We start from the raw sequence: 18,127 nt of genomic DNA, 5'->3' as shown, positions 1-18,127 counted from the left end.
GTCGGCCGACCGCTATTCGTCTTCGGGTTCTGCACTCCTCGGCTGCTCGGTCTGCTTGGGTGCAGCCGGCACCCATTCCCGTAATTGCTGCACCACCGTCCCGTAGAACGCGTCCGCGGAGGACGTGACGCTGCTGATGAAGCTCGCCGCCGTTCCCGACCTTCGGCCGCCCATCGGGAACGACTGTTCGAGACAGAAGGAGACGATGTCCCCGGATCTACCGGCGGTGAGCACTTTCGGATCGGCCCGCACCGCCTCGATGTGCTCGCAGGCTTCATTCCCGCGCTCGGAGAACACTGCCTCCACCTGAACGTCGCCGGGGGCATCCTTGAGTTGCTTGAGCAGCCACGCAGCCGGCGACCGGAGGTTCCCTCGTTCGGCGCCTCGACCGTGGTTCGGCAGCGGATCTTGTTGGTCCGCACATCCGCGATCACCACCAGATCACCGGCAGTCTCCGGGATCCGCAGGACCGCCTCGAACACGCCGTCGGCCGCCAACCGCTCGGCAACCGCCGCGTTGCGGGCCACCGGATCGGTGCCGTGCCTGCGGGGCAGGACGTGTTTGACGGTGACCCCCAACTCGGCGGTCAGTCGCAGTGCGAGATGCCGAGACAGGGACACCCAGGTGTCGGCCACGGTGAGGGCTTTCTGGTCCCCGGCGCGCAGAGTGCCGGCGGTGACCGCGTCGCGGACCGTGACCCAGTGCCGACCCATGTCGACGAACTCGACCGCCCCGGAACGGGGATGGTCGAGGTACCGCAGGAACTCCGCAAGGACCCACGCCTGCAGCTCGCCGTCGATTCCGCCATGGGACAGCAACATCCGTGCCTCGTGCGCCACTTCCGCCCACGACAGGTGCCGCAAAGCGACCTTGGCGAGCATGCGCCGATCGACCTCCACCGGCAACTCCCCCGCGCTGGCCGGGACGTCGTTCGACAGGCTTACCACCACGTCGTACTTCTTCTTCCGAGCCACGTCGAGATAGTTCTCGAGTTGCTCCTTCTTCAGCTTGCCGCTGCCGGTCTTGACCTCGAGCAGACCGGTCCACACCCTGCTGCCGCGGGAAACCTTCAGGACGGCATCGGGAATCACCTTCGTCTCGCCCCGCTCGTAGGCCACCTCCACGTATCCCTCGAAGGTGCCCGTGGGAGCCCCCACCCGGGCACACACGGCGCGTGCGAACGGACGCACTGCCTGCATCGTCGCGATCAGTGCGGACGTGGCACGCCGCTCCTGCTCCTCACCCGCGCCGACCCCGATGACCGAGAACAACCGCGCCGGCTGCCAGGTGTCCTGTTCGGCGAGACCGAATGCGAGTGGCTTCGACTTCTTCACCGCCCGCTTGGTGGTGCGGACACCCCGGGTCGTCGCTTTCCGTGCGACCGGTGTGGTGGGCAGTTCGGGCACCAATTGCGGGGTGTCGGAGTCGGCCGGCACCGCTGCGTCGGAATTCTCACGATCGGATGGGGCGTCGGCGGTTTCGGGGTCCGGGTTGTCGTCGATGTCGACTCCGAAATCCGTGGCCAACCCCGCCAGCCCGGAGTCCCAGCCCTGCCCGACCGCCCGAACCTTCCAGTCGCCGTTGCGGCGGTACACCTCGCCGAACACGAATGCCGACTCGGTGGTGGCATCGGCGGTGACGTACTCCGCCAACGTGTGCCCGGCACCGTCGACGACCCGGAGGGCCAGTTTGCCGAGATCACCGAACTGGCCGGCAGCCACGCTGCCTCCGAGGGCAACGGTGTGCACATCGTCCGGCACGGCGGACAGGTCGATCGCGATCCTCGCCTGCGCACCCTCCTCGGTTCCGCTCGTGCCCAGGAACCGAATCGATCCGTCGGTGGACTCCGGCTGGTTGTAGAACACGAAATCGGCGTCGGAGCGCACCTTCCCGTCCACGTTGAGCAGCAACGCCGACGCATCGACCTCGACGTCCGACTCGGTCCACCCGAGCACCACGTCGATCTGCTCCACGTCGGCGGGCAGGGACAGGTTCTGCCCCTTGGACAGCATCGGAAACTCCACCACAACCACCTTCGTTCGACCCGGAACCGCAACGACTCGTGCGGCGGGACGGGCCTGTGCCCAACCGACGTCCGTCGCATCAACTGCGCATACTAATCGGTTCGTTTCGGTCGAGGCCACCACCCGGCAAACGTCGTGTCGCCGCGGATAATCACTGCCTCAGCAGGTCGACAAGATCCCGTCGTCCCGTGTCAGCTGCGTGAATGACATTGCGGAACAGCCGAAATGACAAGAGGTACGGGACCGAAGAACGGATCACAGGAGCACGCGCACACCGTTCGGCGGATGCGTTTTCCGCACCGTCAGGGCCGGGGTCCGAGTTCAGCCGTGATCGCTCCGGCGGCGAGCTGCTGGGCCCGTTCGAGGGTGATGGATCCGCTGAGCCAGCGTTCGCTCAGCCCCTCGATGAGGGCGGTGAGTCGTTCGGCGGCATCGGCGGGGTCGGCGTCCGGGTCGGCCAGTTCGGCGGCCTGCGCCTTGACGATGAGGGTCTCGACATCCGTTGCCCAGGCGCGGGTCGCGTCGCGGAGTTGGTCGCGGAGGTCTTCGTCGAAGATTGCGGTGGCCCGGAGTTCGCCCCAGGCGATGCTGTTTTCACGGACGGAGGGGGTGTTCTGAATTTCGAGCAGGAGCGTCTGCTCGAGCTGGGTCCGAGGGTTCGTCGAGGCAAGGGCCTCCGTTGTGTAGCGCTCGGCCCGCTCGTTGATGTGCTCGAGGGCGCGGCGCAGCACACCTGCCCGGTCCTGGAAGTGGTAGTAGATCAGGGCGGTCGAGACCCCGGCCTCGGCGGCGAGCTTCTCGATCCGCAGCCCGCGCACACCACTTTGCGCGATCACACGGACGGCTGCTTCCAGAATCAACGTCTGACGTTCGGACACGGAACCTCACTTTACGGGAAGGCGGCGGTGCGGCCGCCGCGGAGACCTCGGTTGCCGCAGCGCGCGATCAGCCCGCGGGCTCTTGCTGGGTAGTGCAGTGAATTCCGCCGCCGCCGGCGGCGATGGCGTCGATGTCGATCTGCACCACACGACGGTCGGGAAAGAGCCGTTCGAGTACCTGCCTGGCGGCCTTGTCCGCCACGGGGTCGCCGAACTCGGGGGCGATCACGGCGCCGTTGCAGACGTAGAAGTTGATGTAGCCGGCCGCGAAATCGTCCGATTCGAATGCGGGTCGGACGGAACCCGGCGCCTCGAGTACCACGACTTCGAGCGGGCGGCCTTGCGCATCCACTGCCGTCTCGAGGATCTCGAGGTGGCGGGTGGTCACGTCGTGGTCGAACGATTCCGGATCCGGATCGTACCCGGCGACGACCACGCCGGGGCGGGCGAAGCGGGCGTAGAAGTCGGTGTGGCCGTCGGTGATGTCCTTTCCCGCGATCCCGGGCAGCCAGATGATCTTGTCGAGCCCGAGCAGCGGTCCCAGTTCGGCCTCGACGTCCGCCTTGGACCATCCGGGGTTGCGGTTGTTGTTGAGCACGCAGCTTTCGGTGATGATGGCGGTTCCTTCGCCGTCGACCTCGATGCCGCCGCCTTCGAGGATGAGGTCCGTGGGCAACGATTCGACACCGGCGTGGCGTGTCACGACGTCCGCCACTCCCGCGTCCCGGTCGAAGTCCTGCTTTTCGCCCCAGCCGTTGAAGTTGAAGTTGACCCCCGCCCTTACTCCGTTGCCCTCGACGAACACGGGGCCGGTGTCGCGCATCCAGAGGTCGTCGAGCGGGGCCGTTACCAGTTCGACGGCGGGGCCGACGAGCCCGCGCGCGAGGTCGAGTTCCTCCTCGCGCACCAGCATCGAGACGGGCTCGAATTGCGCGATCGTCTGGGCGATGGTGGCCAGATTGCGGCGGACCTCGGGTAGCAGCTCGGCTCCCCAGATCTCCTCGCTCGCCCCGAACGCCATCCAGGTCCGCTTGTGCGGTTCCCCCTCCTCGGGCATTCGCCACATCCGCTGATCATCCTCATCGGTACTGCTGCCACCTTCGAGGTAGGACACCGGATCGGTACACGCAGCTACCAGCAGCCCACCGACCGCGGCCAGTCCCGACTGGATGAAGCGCCGTCTGAGCATCACTTCGTTTTCCCCTTTTCCTCGCATTGCAACCCCGGTCCAGCCGGAAGCCAACTGCGACCATACTATCCTGACTAAATTTTTAGTTAGTGATGCGTGCCCAGGACGCCCCACGCAAAGCAGCCACGACGATGCGGTGACGGCTCTTCCAGATGGCCGGTGCAGCGATATCCTGAGGTGCATCCTCGAGAGACCGGCGGTGGTTCACTTCTTCGACAGCGGCGCGAACCGGAAGAATCGATGTAGTCGATGACCGACATCGATCCCTTCGCGACGCAACGCGACGCGTCGGGTTCGGTCACGGCAGAGTTGGCGGCGGCCGGATTCGACGACGCTCAGGAGATCGGCCGCGGCGGGTTCGGGGTCGTGTACCGCTGCACCCAGGCGGCCCTCGACCGGACCGTGGCGGTCAAGGTCCTCACCGCCGACCTCGACGAGGAGAACAGGGCACGGTTTCTTCGGGAGCAGCATGCCGCCGGCCGGCTGACCGCGCACCCCAACGTCGTCAACGTCCTGCAGGTCGGCGTCACCGACAACGGTCGTCCGTACATCGTGATGCCGTACCACGCGCAGGGTTCGCTCGACGCGCGGATCCGCCGTCACGGACCGCTCCCGCTGGACGAAGCGCTGCGGGTCGGAGTGAAGATGGCCGGCGCCCTGGAGACCGCCCACCGCCTCGAGATCCTGCACCGCGACGTCAAACCGGGCAACATCCTCATCACCGACTACGGCGAGCCCGCACTCACCGACTTCGGCATCGCCCGGATCGCAGGCGGGTTCGAGACCACCGCCGGCGTGGTGACGGGATCGCCCGCGTTCACCGCCCCCGAGGTGGTGTCGGGCGAACCACCAGGTGCCCCCACCGATGTGTACGGCCTCGGTGCCACGCTGTTCGCCGCGGTCACCGGGCACGCCGCGTTCGAACGCCGCAGCGGTGAGCAGGTGGTAGCCCAGTTCCTGAGAATCGCCTCGGAACCCGTTCCCGACCCCCGGGAGCACGGCATTGCCGAGGACGTCAGCGCCATCATCGAACGCGCCATGGCCGGCGCCCCGCAAAACCGTCCCACCGCCACCGAACTCGGAGAGCAACTCCGTGCATCGCAACGTCTCCATCGATTTCCCGTCGACGAGATGGCACTGCACACCGGACCGGGAGCTGTGCAACGACAGGAGCAGGCGGTGGCGGCCGACCCGGTCGTTCCCAACGCCCACGAATTCTTCCGCGAGGTGACGAGTTTCGTGGGACGCCGAACCGAAGTCGCGGCGGTCAAGGCGTGTCTGTCGAGTTCCCCGATCGTGACGCTGACCGGATTCGGTGGAGTAGGTAAAACCCGGCTGGCATGCCGCGTCGCCACGGAAGTGCGCAGAACCTACGCCGGCGGCGTCTGGTTTGTCGATCTCGCCGCGATCGCCAGTCCCGAACTCGTCGTCAGCACCATTACCGAGGCACTCGACATCCGCGACGGTGTGACCTCGAGCGGTACCCACAACCTCTTCGAATTTCTCGCGGACAGGCACGCACTCATCGTCCTGGACAACTGCGAGCATGTGATCGAGGCGTGCGGAAGAGTCGCCGTCGAGATCGTTCGGCGCGCCGACCGCGTACAGATCCTGGCAACCAGTCGGGAGCCTCTCGGTGTGCTGGGTGAAACCGTGTTCGAGGTGCCGCCCATGTCGGTCCTGGACGAAGATCAGCTCCCCGAGGGACGAGAAGGCACCAGCTTCAACTCCGAGGCCGTCGATCTTTTCGAGCAACGCGCCGCGTCCGTCGTCCCCGGATACACCCTCGACGACGAGAGTCGCATCGGTGTGGCCCGTTTGTGCCGGCGACTGGACGGCATCCCCCTGGCGATCGAACTCGCAGCAGTCCGGATCAGATCCCTTCCCCTCGACCGCGTCCTGTCGCGGGAAGGCGCACTTTTCGAACTGTTGACTCGGGGAAACCGGGGCGGACCGGTGCGGCACCAAACGCTTCGTGGCGCCATCGATTGGAGTTTCGATCTCTGTTCGCCGGAAGAGCAAGTCCTGTGGGCGCGGCTGTCGGTCTTCGCGGGCGGTTTCGATCTCGATGCGGTCGAGAGCGTGTGCACCGATCCGGACATTGTCCCCGACACTTTTGAGATAATCTCCAATCTCGTTGAGAAATCGGTTGTTTCCACCGTTCAGTCCGGATCCACCGTTCGATACAAATTGCTCGAGAGCATCAAGGACTACGCCGCCCAGAAGCTTGCCGAGTACGGCAGCGAGGAAACGTGGCGGAGGAATCATCGAGACTATTTCCTCCGTTTGTCGGAACGCAGCGAGCGCCAGTCACTGGGATCAGGGCAGCTGGAATGGAACCGTCGGCTCCGGCACGAGCGTGCGAATCTGCGGTCGGCTCTGGAGTACTCCCTGTCCACACCCGGCGAGGCCCGGACCGGACTTCGGATGGCGGGTTCGCTGTGGTTCTTCTGGAACGCGAGTGGGCTGCTGCGAGACGGGCGGTACTGGCTGACCCGAGCGTTGGACGCCGACCCGCAGCCCAGCGCGGAGAGGGCGAAAGCGCTGTGGGTGATCGGGTGGTACGCCATGGTTCAAGGCGATATCGCGACCTCCAAGCAGTATTTGCTGGAATCCAGCGCCGTCGCGGAATCGGTCGGTGATCGCGTCTCCGCGGCGTATGCGCTTCAGTTCCGGGGCGCCGCGGAGGAGATCGACGGCAATCTCGACATCGCGTTGGAACTCCTCACCGCCGCCATGGCACAGCACGCCGAAGCCGGGGATGTCAGTTCCCTGACATTGCTCGGTGGCGCTCAACTCGCGTTCGTACACTGCCTGTCCGGGAACTTGGAACAGTCGCTTGCTTCGGCGCAGGATTCCATCGTCCTGGGCAAGTCCCTGCGGGAACGTTTCGCCACGTCCTGGGCGCTGTGGGCGCGCGGCCTCACGCTGTGGACCCAGCGCGCGTTCGTACCGGCATCGGACTCGTTGAAAGAAGCGATCGAACTGAAGCAGTCGTTGAGTGACTGGCTGGGCGTGTCCGCATGCACCGAGATTCTTGCGTGGATCGCGATCGAAGAAGGAAATCCCGCCCGATCCGCACGTCTGCTGGGCATCGGGCGAACCCTGTGCGGCGAGATGGGAAGCTCCCCACTGTTCGGGAACGAAGCATTGGTTCGCACGCGAACCCGCAACGAACAACGCACCCGCCAACTGCTCGGTAGTTCCGCGTACGAGAAGGAATCCCGGGCCGGTGAACGCCTCGAACACCTCGCGTCGATCGAATTCGCGTTACAGAAGCGCGCGCCCGAGACGTCGACGCCCACCCCACTGTCAGCGCATGTGAAACTCACCCGTCGCGAGAAGGAAGTAGGAAAGCTGGTGGCGGAAGGGCTCACGAACAAGGAGATCGCGGAAAGACTCGTCATCTCGCCCCGCACCGCAGAGGGACATGTCGATCGCATCCTCACCAAGACCGGGCATCGATCCCGCGCGCAACTCGCGGCCTGGATTGCCCGCGAGGAACGCACCAACCACCCGAATCCGTAGCTCGGACCGAGTCCCCACTTCGCAATACACCACCCGCTCGGGCACGCCCATGCGCTACCTGCGTAGAAAATGCGGGTAGTGAAGCAGGTAGATCTTCGCCGTCACACCCGCTGCGAAATTGCGAATCTTATCGCCATGAACAGCACACACCTCCACCAGAACAATTCACACACCAGCAGCACCTCCAAGTGGAAGCGGTTCGCCACCGCCGCAGCCGCCACCGCCGCACTCGGCATCCTCCCCGCCGGCGCCGCAGCCGCCACCGTATCGGCGCAAACTCCCGCCGTCGCCACCCATGACATCTCCCGCGACCACGACACCACCATGCAACAGCAGCGCCGGCACGACCGGCAACGCGATCAACGGCAGGAGCGCCGCGCCGAAACCACCATCGGCAGCCAAATCCACTGGAGCACCAGCAATACCCCGATGTAGGAGCGGCCGCACCGACACTCGAAAACCACTCTGCACCAACAACAACACACCAAGGAAACCCACATGTCTGTCACCGCCGAAGTCGCCATCCGCCCGTTCACCGTCGAGTTCCCCGAGACCGAACTCGAAGCGCTGCGTCAGCGCGTCGCGGCCACCCGCTGGCCCGAAAAGGAAACTGTCGCAGATCAGTCCCAGGGCACTACGCTCGCGACGAGTCAGGCACTCGCGCAGTACTGGGCGTCGGACTACGACTGGCACAAGTGCGAATCGCGGTTGAATGCTCTGCCGCAGTTCATCACCGAGATCGATGGGCTCGACATCCACTTCATCCACGTTCGCTCGAAGCACGAGGATGCATTGCCGCTCATCGTCACGCACGGTTGGCCCGGCTCGATCGTCGAGCAACTGAAGATCATCGAGCCGTTGACCGATCCCACCAAGCATGGCGGTGACGCCTCGGATGCGTTCCATCTGGTGATTCCGTCGATGCCCGGCTACGGATTCTCGGGCAAGCCGTCCACCACCGGCTGGGGCCCCGACCGCATCGCGGGCGCCTGGGTGGAGCTGATGAAACGTCTCGGGTACACGCAGTTCGTGGCCCACGGTGGTGACTGGGGTGCCGTTGTCACCGAGAAAATGGCGCTACAGGCACCTCCGGAACTGCTCGGAATCCACACCAACATGGCGTGCGTCGTTCCCCCTGAGATCGATCAGGCACTCCTCACCGGCAACCCACTGCCGTCGGATCTGTCCGACGAGGAGACCCGCGCGACCGACCAACTGGCCTTCTTCTATCAGCACATCGGTTACGCCGTCGAAATGGGCTCGCGCCCGCAGACCCTGACCGGGCTGGCGGACTCACCGGTCGGTCTGGCAGCGTTCATGCTCGACCACGACGTGGCGAGCTTGGCGCTGATCTCGCGGGTCTTCGACGGACAGTCGGAAGGCCTGACACGAGACGATGTTCTCGACAACATCACGCTCTTCTGGTTGACGAACACGGCGTTGTCCGCAGCTCGTCTCTATTGGGAGAACAGGTCCCCGTTCTTCGCCGCCCGAGGCGTCACCGTCCCGGTTGCCGTGAGCGTCTTTCCTGACGAGCTCTATCAGGCGCCGCGAAGCTGGGCAGAGCAGGCGTATCCCAATCTCGTCCACTACAACAAGCTGGACAAGGGCGGGCACTTCGCGGCCTGGGAACAGCCACAGCTCCTGGTAGAAGAACTGCGCACCGGACTGCGGTCGCTTCGGTAGACGACCGTCGCCGAGCGCGGGCACCTGCCCGCGCTCGGCTGCAGTTGCGTCGTCGCTCAGTCTCGATAGGTAGCCGGGGGTGGGCCTGCGATCGGCCCGAGCGAACCGGCGAGCCACCGGTCGTACAGGCGCATCCACGTGCCGTCCGCGCGCAGGCGGTCGAGGGTGCCGTTGACGAACCGCACCAGGTCGTCCTTGTACTTGTTGACACCGATCCCCCAATGCTCTTCGTCCTCCATCGGTGGTCCCACGATCTGAAAATGCGGGTCCTGGGACACGAGGCCGGCCAGGAGCGAGTCGGAGGTGCTGGTCGCGTCGGCTTGTCGTTTCTGCATGGTGACGAGGCAGTCGTCCCAATCGGGGACGGCGACGATCGTGGCCTCCGGTGCGACCCGTTGGACGGTGGGAAGCGACGTGGTGTCGACGAATGTGCAGACCCGTTTTCCGGCCAGGTCCGCCGGCCCCGTGATGTCGGAACCCCGCGGAACCATGATTCGCTGAAAAGCGCGGAAGTACTCGGTGGAGAAGGCGACGCGTTGGGCGCGTTCGCACGTGATCGCGGTGGCGTGAACGACGACGTCGACATCGTTGTGCTCGAGTGCCGTGAAACGGCCGGCCGAGGTGAGCAGCCGGAATTCGACTTTCGTCGGATCACCGAAGATGTCCTTGGTGATTTCCTTCGCCACGTCGATGTCGAAGCCCTGCAGGGTGCCCGTGGTCGGGTCGCGGAAGCTGAACGGGTTCGTGTTCTGGTCGACACCGACGATCAACCGGCCGCGCGCCGCGATCTCGGCGAGTGACCCACCGGGCGGCATCTGTCCCGGAGGAGGCTGCGGGCCGGGCCGCAGGCTCGCGAGCGCTCCGCACGACTCGGGAGACGGTCCTGCAGGCGGCGGATTGTTCGTGGGTGGGATGATCTGCGCACCGTTCGTCATCGGTCGTGTGGTGTACGTGCCCGCGACCGTCGGGGTGAGAGGGTCGGGTGCTGCGCAGCCGGCGAGGACGACCACAGCGAGAATGCCGACCAGGTGCCGAACACACGGCCTCGCCCCCGGTCTCGAAATCCTCATCTGCGTCATCAGTGGTACTCGTTCAGTCGCGGCCAGATTCCCCCGCCGACGGCGAATCCGCAGGACACGCCAATAATCATGCTACCGACCGCCAACGACGACATCGACCGGTAGGCGTCGGTCACAGCGTTTGCCTCGTCGTCCCGAAGTCGGTCGATCGCGTTCTGCAGGGCCTCGTCCATGGCCGCGAACTTCGCCGCCGACGTACCGGAGCCGGACCCGGCGGCGATCGCCGCGGCGGTCGGGTAGTCACCGCGTTCGAGGGCGATCTCGATGTCCCGGTGCGCGGCCAGCCAGCCGTCGCGGGCCGCCACGGCGTCGCGGAGGTCGTCCGCGGCGACGTCACCGTGCGAGCTGTCCAGCTGCCGGGTGAGCTCGTCGGACAACGCCTGGGAGTGCCGCGTGTAGTCGATTTCCGATTGGGTGTCGGCACCGCGCTGCAGGAGGGCGAGGGTCTCGTCGGCGCGGGCCTGCTGCGCCAGGATACGAGCGCGGGCAACAGTGTTGATGGGTTGTGTTCCTTCGGTTCTCGCGTGTTCACTCGCCGACGTCGACACCAGGCTTCCGGCGATCAGCCAGACCAGCAGTCCCGCCATGAGCAGGGTCGCGACAACAAGACCGGGGTTGAACCGGCGCTTGCTCTTCCGCACCACGTACAGCTGGGCGAGGACGAGCGCGACGAGCGCGGCCGCGGTCACCGTGAACGCGGCCGCGGGAAGTTGGGCCGTGTGTGTCTGGGTCTCGGCGACCGCGTCGGACTGACGGATATACAGCTGCTCCGCCAACGGGAGGATGGTGTCCTGCATGAGCGCGGAGGCATCCGACAGATATGCCACCCCGACCGGGTTGCCGGCCCGATCGTTCGCCTGAGCCGTGGCGACGAGATTGAAGTACTCGGCGAGGTTGCGCACGACGTCCGACAACAGTGCCAGCGATTCGGCATCCTGGGACGACACCCCGTTGGTCGCGGTGACCAGCGCGTTCGACGCGTCCCCCACCGCCTGCGTGAACTGCTCCGCGCCGGTACCCGACTCGCCACCGGAGATGAACGATGTCGTAGCGGCCGCATCGGCGATCGACAGCGAGCTGTAGAGGGCCTGGGCGGCGTTCGCCAGGGGCTCGGTGTGGGTGCGCAGCACCTCGACTCGCTGTTGCCGCGCGCCGATCGCCGCCGACGTGAGCACGCCGGCGGCGATGACCACGGCGATGAGCGCGACCCCCAGCACGGTCAGCCGTCCGGGCGTGGACGTGAGGAATTCGACCCACGGGCGGCGACCTTCGGGCTCGACGAGCAGATCCTCGTCGAGCGTCGGGGTTTCGGTGACGACATGGTCGCCGCGGTGGAACATCCGGCCCTCCTGCACCGCCGCCCGCGATTCCGGTTGAGCACCGATCCGGGCGGCGTCGCTGAGTCCAGTGTGCACCGAACGCGGCGGCCGACGGACCGACATGACGGTCGTCGGTTGCGCTCAATCGGAGCGTGCAGGTGAAGCCGAGGTCCTGCGGGGAAGCAGGGTCGGGTCGAGCAGGCTGACCGTACGCGCGGCGTCCGGTTCCTCGATACGAGCGACGAGCTTCTGCACGGCGAGTTTGCCCATCTCGACATAGTTGTTGTCCACACTCGTCAGGCCGATGTAGCCGGTCCGGGCGAGATAGCTGTTGTCGTAGCCGACCACACTGAGATCTGCCGGGACCGACAACCCCAGCTCCACGGCATGCGACATGGTGATCAGTGCGGCGTAATCGTTGTTGGCGAGAATCGCCGTGGGCCGGGGCCGCGATGTCATCAACGCCCGGGCCGCGCGCGTATCGCCCGCTTCGCTGCGATCACTGATCTCGATCTGAATGTGCTCGGCGAGCCCGTTTCGGTGCATCTCCTCGCGGTACCCGTCGGTGCGCAGGTCAGCCGCGCGTCCCGTTCCGGCGAGGTGAGCGATGCGGGTGTGGCCGAGTTCGACGAGATGCGCAACAGCCCGCGCCGCGCCGGCACGGTCGTCGCCGGTCACCACGTCCACGTTCGGCAGATCGGGCTCCCGGCCGGAGACGACGACTGTCGGCAGATTCCGTGCCGTAGACAGCAACTGTTCGGTCGGGGGCACGGTCCCGAGGCAGAGCAGCCCATCGACGCGGGCTTCGACGAACGCATCGAGCACGGACGTGTCGGTCTCGAGTTGATGATCCTCGGCCAGGAAGAGATTGAGCCCCCGCGCCGACAACTCGGTCCGCGTAGAGGCCAGCAGATCGATGAACCAGGGATTGCGCAGGTCACTGAGAAGCGCGCCCACCGTGAAGGTGCGCTTCTGCGCCAGCGATCGGGCCGCAGCGTTCGGGCGATACCCCAACTCCTCGACGGCGCCCAACACCGCGGCACGCTTGGCGGCGCTCACCCCGGACTTGCCACGCAGGACCACGGACACCAACGATTTCGACACGCCGGCCCGACTCGCCACGTCGAAGATCGTCGGCCGGGCCGCGCGGACGTCGGCCGAGGGTTCGCTGTCGGTCACGGAACCACCACTCCCCTTCTGCGGCATCCGGGGTCACAGCACTGCGTCCGAGACGTCGCCGAGCAAGCATAGCAACTATGGAGCGTTCCACAATCGGTGCCCGCATTCCGCTCGCCGCCGCCGCACCTGCGGCAGCAGCGACGCCCCCGAAGAATCACGCCCGCGCAAGACCGACACCTCGACCAGTTCGGGGTATATCCCCACTTCAGCGCCTGGTAGTACACTCCCCACTCCCCCTGAGGCCATGCATGGAAATCTGCAACACTCTTGACAGCACGATGTGATCGTCGTTACTTTTTGCCGTGTGGAACGTTCCACAATTAGTTCGGATCGGTCGGGATTGCCCTCCGCTTCCGTGTTCAGCCAGAGAAAGCGAGATCGTTCGATGTCCCCACAGCAGAAGATCCGAGTGGCGCTCGTGGGCGCCGGTGCCGCAGGCCAAGCGCATGCCTTCGGGTTCCGCAACGTCTCGATGGCGAGCGGGCTCGACACCGTCCAGATCGACTTGGCCGTAGTCGTCGACCCGAACGTCGAACTGGCGCGTCGCACGGCCGCCCGCTACGGGTACGCCGAGGCCACGGCAGACCTGCAGAAGGTCCTCGACGACCCGACGATCGACGCAATCTCGGTTGCACTTCCCAACAGCGTGCACGCCGACGTGCTGCCGGCCATCCTGCGCTCGGGAAAGCATGTCCTGACGGAGAAGCCGATCGGACGCGGCTCCGCGGAAGCAACCGAACTGGTGGCGCTGGCCGAACAGTCCCCGGCCGTGACGGGAGTCGGCTTCTCGTTCCGGCGCCTGCCCGGCCTGGCGGCGGTACACGACCTGGTCGCCGACGGCGCAATCGGCACCGTCCACAACTTCACCGCCTGGTACAACGCAGACTACGGTTCCTCCCCGCAGACCCCGTTCAGCTGGCGATACGCCAAGGACACCGCCGGTGCGGGCGCACTGATCGACATCGGAACCCACGCGATCGACACGGTGCAGTACGTGGTCGGCCCCATCCGCCGGGTGCTGTCGGCAACCCTGCGGACCGCCATCGACCGCCGTCCCGTCCCCGGTACCGGCGAGTCCGCCGTAGTCGACACGGACGACATCGCATTGCTGACAGTCGAACTCGAAAGCGGCGCAGTCGGCCAGATCCGGGTCAATCGGATCGCGACCGGAATCCCCAACTCCCTGGGTATCGAGGTTCACGGCTCCGAGGGGCATGCTCGGTTCGACTCCATCGCCGCCGGTGAGTTCCACGTCCACATCGCCGAAGGACCGGCAGCGCTGTCAGGCCCCCGCCGCGTCTTCACCAGCCCGGCACATCCCTACTTCTCCGATGTGGCGGCGATGCCCGGCGGCGGCGTCGGTACCGGATACGCCGAGGCGTTCGTCGCCGAGATCCAGCACTTCGTGCGGTGCATTCTCGCCCGGACCCCGATGGACACCGGTTTCCCTTCCGCCTACCGCGTGATGCTCACGGTCGACGCTGCCCAGCGGGCAGCCGAGACAGGAACCGCCGTCTCCCTCGACGAGGTCGACACCACGTTGGCGCTCAGCTCCAGCCCTGCCCCCGCCTGACCCGAAGTACACCGACCTGAAAAGGACGCCGTTATGACCTCACCCGATCTCGCCGCTGCAACAGCGGCCCGGCCCGACCCCGCGTTCTCGCGACTGAGCCTCGGCACCGCCCCCGACTCCTGGGGCATCTGGTTTCCCGACGACCCCAAGCAACCGCACTGGAGCACATTTCTCGACGAGGTCGTCGAGGCCGGCTTCAACACCATCGAACTCGGCCCGTACGGCTATCTGCCCACCCACCCCGAACAGTTGAAAGACGAACTCGGACAACGCGGATTGACATTGACCGGCGGCACTGTCGGCACGGCGCTGCACCACGGCGAGGAGGCCTTCGAGAACGGCCGCAAGGACGCCTTCGCGGTCTGCGAACTACTCTCTGCGATGGACGTTCACCACCTGGTCGTGCTGCCCGAGCAGTACACCGACCTGCACACGGGAGCACTCACCCAACCTTCCGAATTGACCGCCGAGCAGTGGCGTGACCTCGTCGACGGACATTCGAAGCTCGGCCGCCTCGTGGCGGAGGAATTCGCGGTGCGGGCCGGCTTCCACCCGCACGTCGACACCCACGTCGACACCCAGGCGTTCATCGAGAAGTTCCTCGACGACACCGATCCCGAGACCGTGTCGCTGTGCCTGGACACCGGACACGTCTCGTACTGCTCGGGCGACAACCGCGAGATCATCAGCCGCTACCCCGACCGCATCAGCTACATCCACCTCAAGCAGGTCGACCCCGGGGTGGCCGCCCAGGCCCGCACCGATCGCGTCGGGTTCTACGAGGCCGTCCAGCGCGGCGCCATGGTCGAACCGCCGCTCGGTGTGCCCACCATGGAACCGCTGCTGCGTGACCTCGCCGCGCTGGGCCGAGATCTGCGACTGATCATCGAGCAGGACATGTACCCCGCCCCGCCCGGCAGTGCGAAGGCCATCGCCGTCCGCACCCGCGAATATTTCGCCGGCATCGGCCTGCCGCCGGCCGTGCGATAGGTCCCGTCCCGCCGGCACCACCGACTTCGGCGCGCGGGAGCCTGTCCTCCCCGTTTCCGCGCGCCGAACGCACGTCCACGCCCGCGTGTCGTGATCGCCCGATCGGACACCGACACCATCTGCAACTGATCGTCGGCCCCGGAATGCCGGGCCGCGATGAATCGGAGACCGCACGATGAATACCACCCCCACTCTGACCTCCCCCGTCGTACTCCCACCCGACAGACCAGGTCCGCACACGAGGCGGCTCGGCGTGGTCACGGTGGTCGCGTCGTTCGGTGGCCTGCTGTTCGGCTACGACACCGGCGTGATCAACGGCGCCGGCGACCCGATGAAGACAGACCTCGGGCTGAGTCCGCTCAGCGAGGGTTTCGTCGTGAGCATCCTGATCTTCGGGGCCGCCTTCGGGGCGTTGGTCGGCGGCCGACTCTCCGACCGTCACGGACGCCGCCACAACCTACTCATGCTGTCCTGCATCTTCATCATCGGGACCCTCGGGTGTGTGTTCGCCCCGACCTGGCCCGCCCTCGCGGCGTTCCGCTTCGTCCTCGGGTTCGCCGTCGGCGGTGCCTCGGCAACGGTTCCGGTCTATCTCGCCGAACTCGTGCCGGCCGAGCGACGCGGCAGCCTCGTCTCCCGCAACGAAATCATGATCGTCGGCGGAGTGTTCGCGGCATTCATCGTCAACGCCGTCATCATGCATACCTGGGGACACCACCACAACGTCTGGCGCTACATGCTCGCTGTCTCGGTCCTGCCGGCGTTCGCGCTGCTGATCGGCATGCTGAGGATGCCGGAAAGCCCGCGATGGCTCACCTCCCGTGGTCGTGACGGCGAGGCCCTCGACGTACTGCGACAGGTGCGCTCGCCCGAACGGGCCGACGCCGAGATCGCCGAGGTGCATGCCCTCGCCGAAGAGGAGCAGATTCTGCACACGGGCGGGTGGCGCGACCTCGCCGTGCCGTGGATCCGCCGCCTGGTGATCATCGGCGCCGTCCTCGGAATTGTTCAGCAGTTCACCGGGATCAACTCGATCATGTACTACGGCACGCAATTACTGCAGACGGCGGGATTCTCGAGCGGCGGCGCGATCATCGCCAACACCGCCAACGGGCTGTTCAGCATGCTCGGCATCATCGTCGGAGTCCTGCTCATCAACAGAGTCGACCGCCGCACCATGCTCATCGGCGGACTATCCCTGATCGTGACGTTCCACGTACTCGTCGGCACCTCCGCACTGCTGCTGCCCGACAACGCGATCAAGCCCTACATCATCCTGGTGTTCGTGGTGCTCTTCGTGTTCTCCATGCAGGGCACCCTCGGTCCTCTGGTCTGGCTGATGCTCGCCGAGATGTTTCCGCTCAAGCTCCGCAGCTTCGCGATGGGACTGTCCGTATTCGTGCTGTGGGTCGCCGACGCCGTCGTCACATTCGGCTTTCCGCCGCTCGTGTCCGCGCTCGGCATCGCACTAACGTTCTTCGTCTTCGCCGGAATCGGTGTACTCGGGATCGTCTTCGTCGCCACCATGGTTCCTGAGACCCGCGGCAAATCCCTCGAGGAGTTCGAAGACGAGTTCCGAAGCGCCCACGCCCGTCGCTGACCACCCGACCCGACTGCTCACGAACGAGGAGACCCGATATGAGCTCTGCCCAGAGGCATCGCCGCCTCACCACACTCGCCACTGCTGCACTTGCGGCCGCGGCCCTGCTTACCGCGTCCTGCTCGAGCACCGGCGGAAAACCCGCAGATACCGGTAGCGGGATCTCCGCCGGAACCGCCGACACCCCCGTGGCGACGATCGCGATGATCACGCACGGCGTTCCCGGCAACGCCTTCTGGGACCTGATCCGCAAGGGCGCCGAAACCGCCGCGGCCAAGGACAACATCGAACTGCGCTACTCCTCCGACCCGCAGGCCCCAAACCAGGTCAACCTCGTCCAATCCGCGATCGACAGCAAGGTCGACGGGATCGCACTCACTCTGGCCAAACCTGACGCCGTGGGCCCGTCGGTCCGCGCCGCCGAGAACGCCGGGATCCCCCTCGTCGGCTTCAACGCCGGATACGACGCCTGGCGGGACCTCGGCGTTCAGCAGTACTTCGGTCAGGACGAAACCCTCTCCGGCCAAACCGCCGGCAAACGTCTCGCCGCCGAGGACGCCCGCAGAACGCTCTGCATCAACCACGAACAGGGCAACGTCTCCCTCGAAGCCCGCTGCGCGGGTGTGGCGCAGGGTCTATCGGGCGGCAACACCGAAGTTCTCAATGTCAACAGCCAAGACATGACATCCGTCGAGGCGTCCATCACCGCCAAGCTCCAACAGGACCCTACGATCGACCATGTCGTGGCGCTCGATACCGCCATCGCCCTCACTGCCGTGCAGTCCAAAGAGACAGCCGGTAGCGACGCCACCATCGTCACGTTCGACACCAACGCCGACCTCGTCAAGGCCATCCAGGCCGGCGACGTCGAATGGGCCATCGACCAACAGCCGTTCCTGCAGGGCTATCTCGCGGTCGACTCCCTCTGGCTGTACCTGAACAACGGCAACACCATCGGCGGCGGGCAGCCCGTACTCACAGGCCCGGCGTTCATCGACCGGACGAACATCGACTCCGTCGCCGAGTACGCCGCCAACGGCACACGCTGAGTCCGAGACCCGCCCCGTGATCGAGCCCTCGAT

Annotated in this window: 12 protein-coding genes and 1 pseudogene; 7 read left to right on the top strand and 6 right to left on the bottom strand. The window is 66.0% G+C overall.

The genetic code is table 11. The features are described 5' to 3' along the window. Nucleotides 1–12: 12 nt before the first annotated feature. The 3 genes and pseudogenes from JWS13_RS43870 to JWS13_RS43860 all read right to left on the bottom strand — a co-directional run bounded on the left by JWS13_RS43870 (nt 13) and on the right by JWS13_RS43860 (nt 4,091). Nucleotides 13–2,024 (bottom strand): annotated as a pseudogene (locus tag JWS13_RS43870) (TerD family protein). A gap of 302 nt (nt 2,025–2,326) precedes the next feature. Beyond that, nucleotides 2,327–2,902 carry a TetR/AcrR family transcriptional regulator gene (locus tag JWS13_RS43865; RefSeq protein ID WP_206011310.1) on the bottom strand — a complete coding sequence of 192 codons (576 nt, stop codon included), beginning with the start codon at nt 2,900–2,902 and terminating at the stop codon, nt 2,327–2,329. Between the two features lie 67 nt (nt 2,903–2,969). Next, a complete protein-coding gene (locus tag JWS13_RS43860; RefSeq protein WP_206011946.1) occupies nt 2,970–4,091 on the bottom strand; it encodes an agmatine deiminase family protein in 1,122 nt (373 codons plus the stop codon). A 249-nt stretch (nt 4,092–4,340) separates the two neighbouring features. Between JWS13_RS43860 and JWS13_RS43855 the strand changes: the two genes are divergently transcribed. The 3 genes from JWS13_RS43855 (at nt 4,341) to JWS13_RS43845 (ending at nt 9,305) form a co-directional block, all read left to right on the top strand. After that, on the top strand, nt 4,341–7,619 hold the full coding sequence (locus tag JWS13_RS43855) for a protein kinase domain-containing protein (RefSeq protein WP_206011309.1): 3,279 nt from the start codon (nt 4,341–4,343) through the stop codon (nt 7,617–7,619). 135 nt (nt 7,620–7,754) lie between these two features. Continuing rightward, nucleotides 7,755–8,054, top strand: a complete 300-nt coding sequence (locus JWS13_RS43850; RefSeq protein ID WP_206011308.1) for a hypothetical protein — start codon at nt 7,755–7,757, stop codon at nt 8,052–8,054. Between the two features lie 63 nt (nt 8,055–8,117). Then, entirely contained in the window at nt 8,118–9,305 is a 1,188-nt protein-coding gene (locus JWS13_RS43845; protein ID WP_206011307.1) for an epoxide hydrolase family protein, read from the top strand. Nucleotides 9,306–9,361: 56 nt separating this feature from the next. Here the strand turns inward: JWS13_RS43845 and JWS13_RS43840 are convergent, their stop codons facing one another. Genes JWS13_RS43840 through JWS13_RS43830 form a run of 3 tightly spaced genes read right to left on the bottom strand, consistent with a single transcriptional unit; the run spans nt 9,362 to nt 12,882 of the window. Continuing rightward, nucleotides 9,362–10,384: a glutamate ABC transporter substrate-binding protein gene (locus tag JWS13_RS43840; protein WP_206011306.1), complete on the bottom strand. Its 1,023-nt coding sequence runs from the start codon at nt 10,382–10,384 to the stop codon at nt 9,362–9,364. Continuing rightward, the gene (locus tag JWS13_RS43835) at nt 10,384–11,826 is read right to left on the bottom strand and encodes a hypothetical protein (RefSeq protein ID WP_206011305.1); all 1,443 of its coding nucleotides are present in this window, start codon (nt 11,824–11,826) and stop codon (nt 10,384–10,386) included. The genes JWS13_RS43840 and JWS13_RS43835 overlap by 1 nt, the downstream gene beginning before the upstream one ends. 18 nt (nt 11,827–11,844) lie before the next feature. Continuing rightward, entirely contained in the window at nt 11,845–12,882 is a 1,038-nt protein-coding gene (locus JWS13_RS43830; RefSeq protein ID WP_206011304.1) for a LacI family DNA-binding transcriptional regulator, read from the bottom strand. Between the two features lie 385 nt (nt 12,883–13,267). Between JWS13_RS43830 and JWS13_RS43825 the strand changes: the two genes are divergently transcribed. From JWS13_RS43825 to JWS13_RS43810, 4 genes are all read left to right on the top strand, one after another. Then, nucleotides 13,268–14,455 carry a Gfo/Idh/MocA family protein gene (locus JWS13_RS43825; protein ID WP_206011303.1) on the top strand — a complete coding sequence of 396 codons (1,188 nt, stop codon included), beginning with the start codon at nt 13,268–13,270 and terminating at the stop codon, nt 14,453–14,455. A gap of 33 nt (nt 14,456–14,488) precedes the next feature. Further along, nucleotides 14,489–15,445 (top strand): sugar phosphate isomerase/epimerase family protein, encoded by a 957-nt coding sequence (locus JWS13_RS43820; RefSeq protein ID WP_206011302.1) that lies wholly within the window; start codon nt 14,489–14,491, stop codon nt 15,443–15,445. 175 nt (nt 15,446–15,620) lie between these two features. Continuing rightward, the gene (locus tag JWS13_RS43815; protein ID WP_206011301.1) at nt 15,621–17,045 is read left to right on the top strand and encodes a sugar porter family MFS transporter; all 1,425 of its coding nucleotides are present in this window, start codon (nt 15,621–15,623) and stop codon (nt 17,043–17,045) included. Between the two features lie 38 nt (nt 17,046–17,083). Beyond that, nucleotides 17,084–18,094, top strand: a complete 1,011-nt coding sequence (locus tag JWS13_RS43810; protein WP_206011300.1) for a substrate-binding domain-containing protein — start codon at nt 17,084–17,086, stop codon at nt 18,092–18,094. Nucleotides 18,095–18,127 lie beyond the last annotated feature (33 nt).

Origin of the sequence: Rhodococcus pseudokoreensis (genome assembly GCF_017068395.1) — a bacterium.
Taxonomy (GTDB): domain Bacteria; phylum Actinomycetota; class Actinomycetes; order Mycobacteriales; family Mycobacteriaceae; genus Rhodococcus_F; species Rhodococcus_F pseudokoreensis.
Note: the sequence above shows the minus strand (reverse complement) of the source record. Positions and strands in the feature narration are given on the sequence as shown.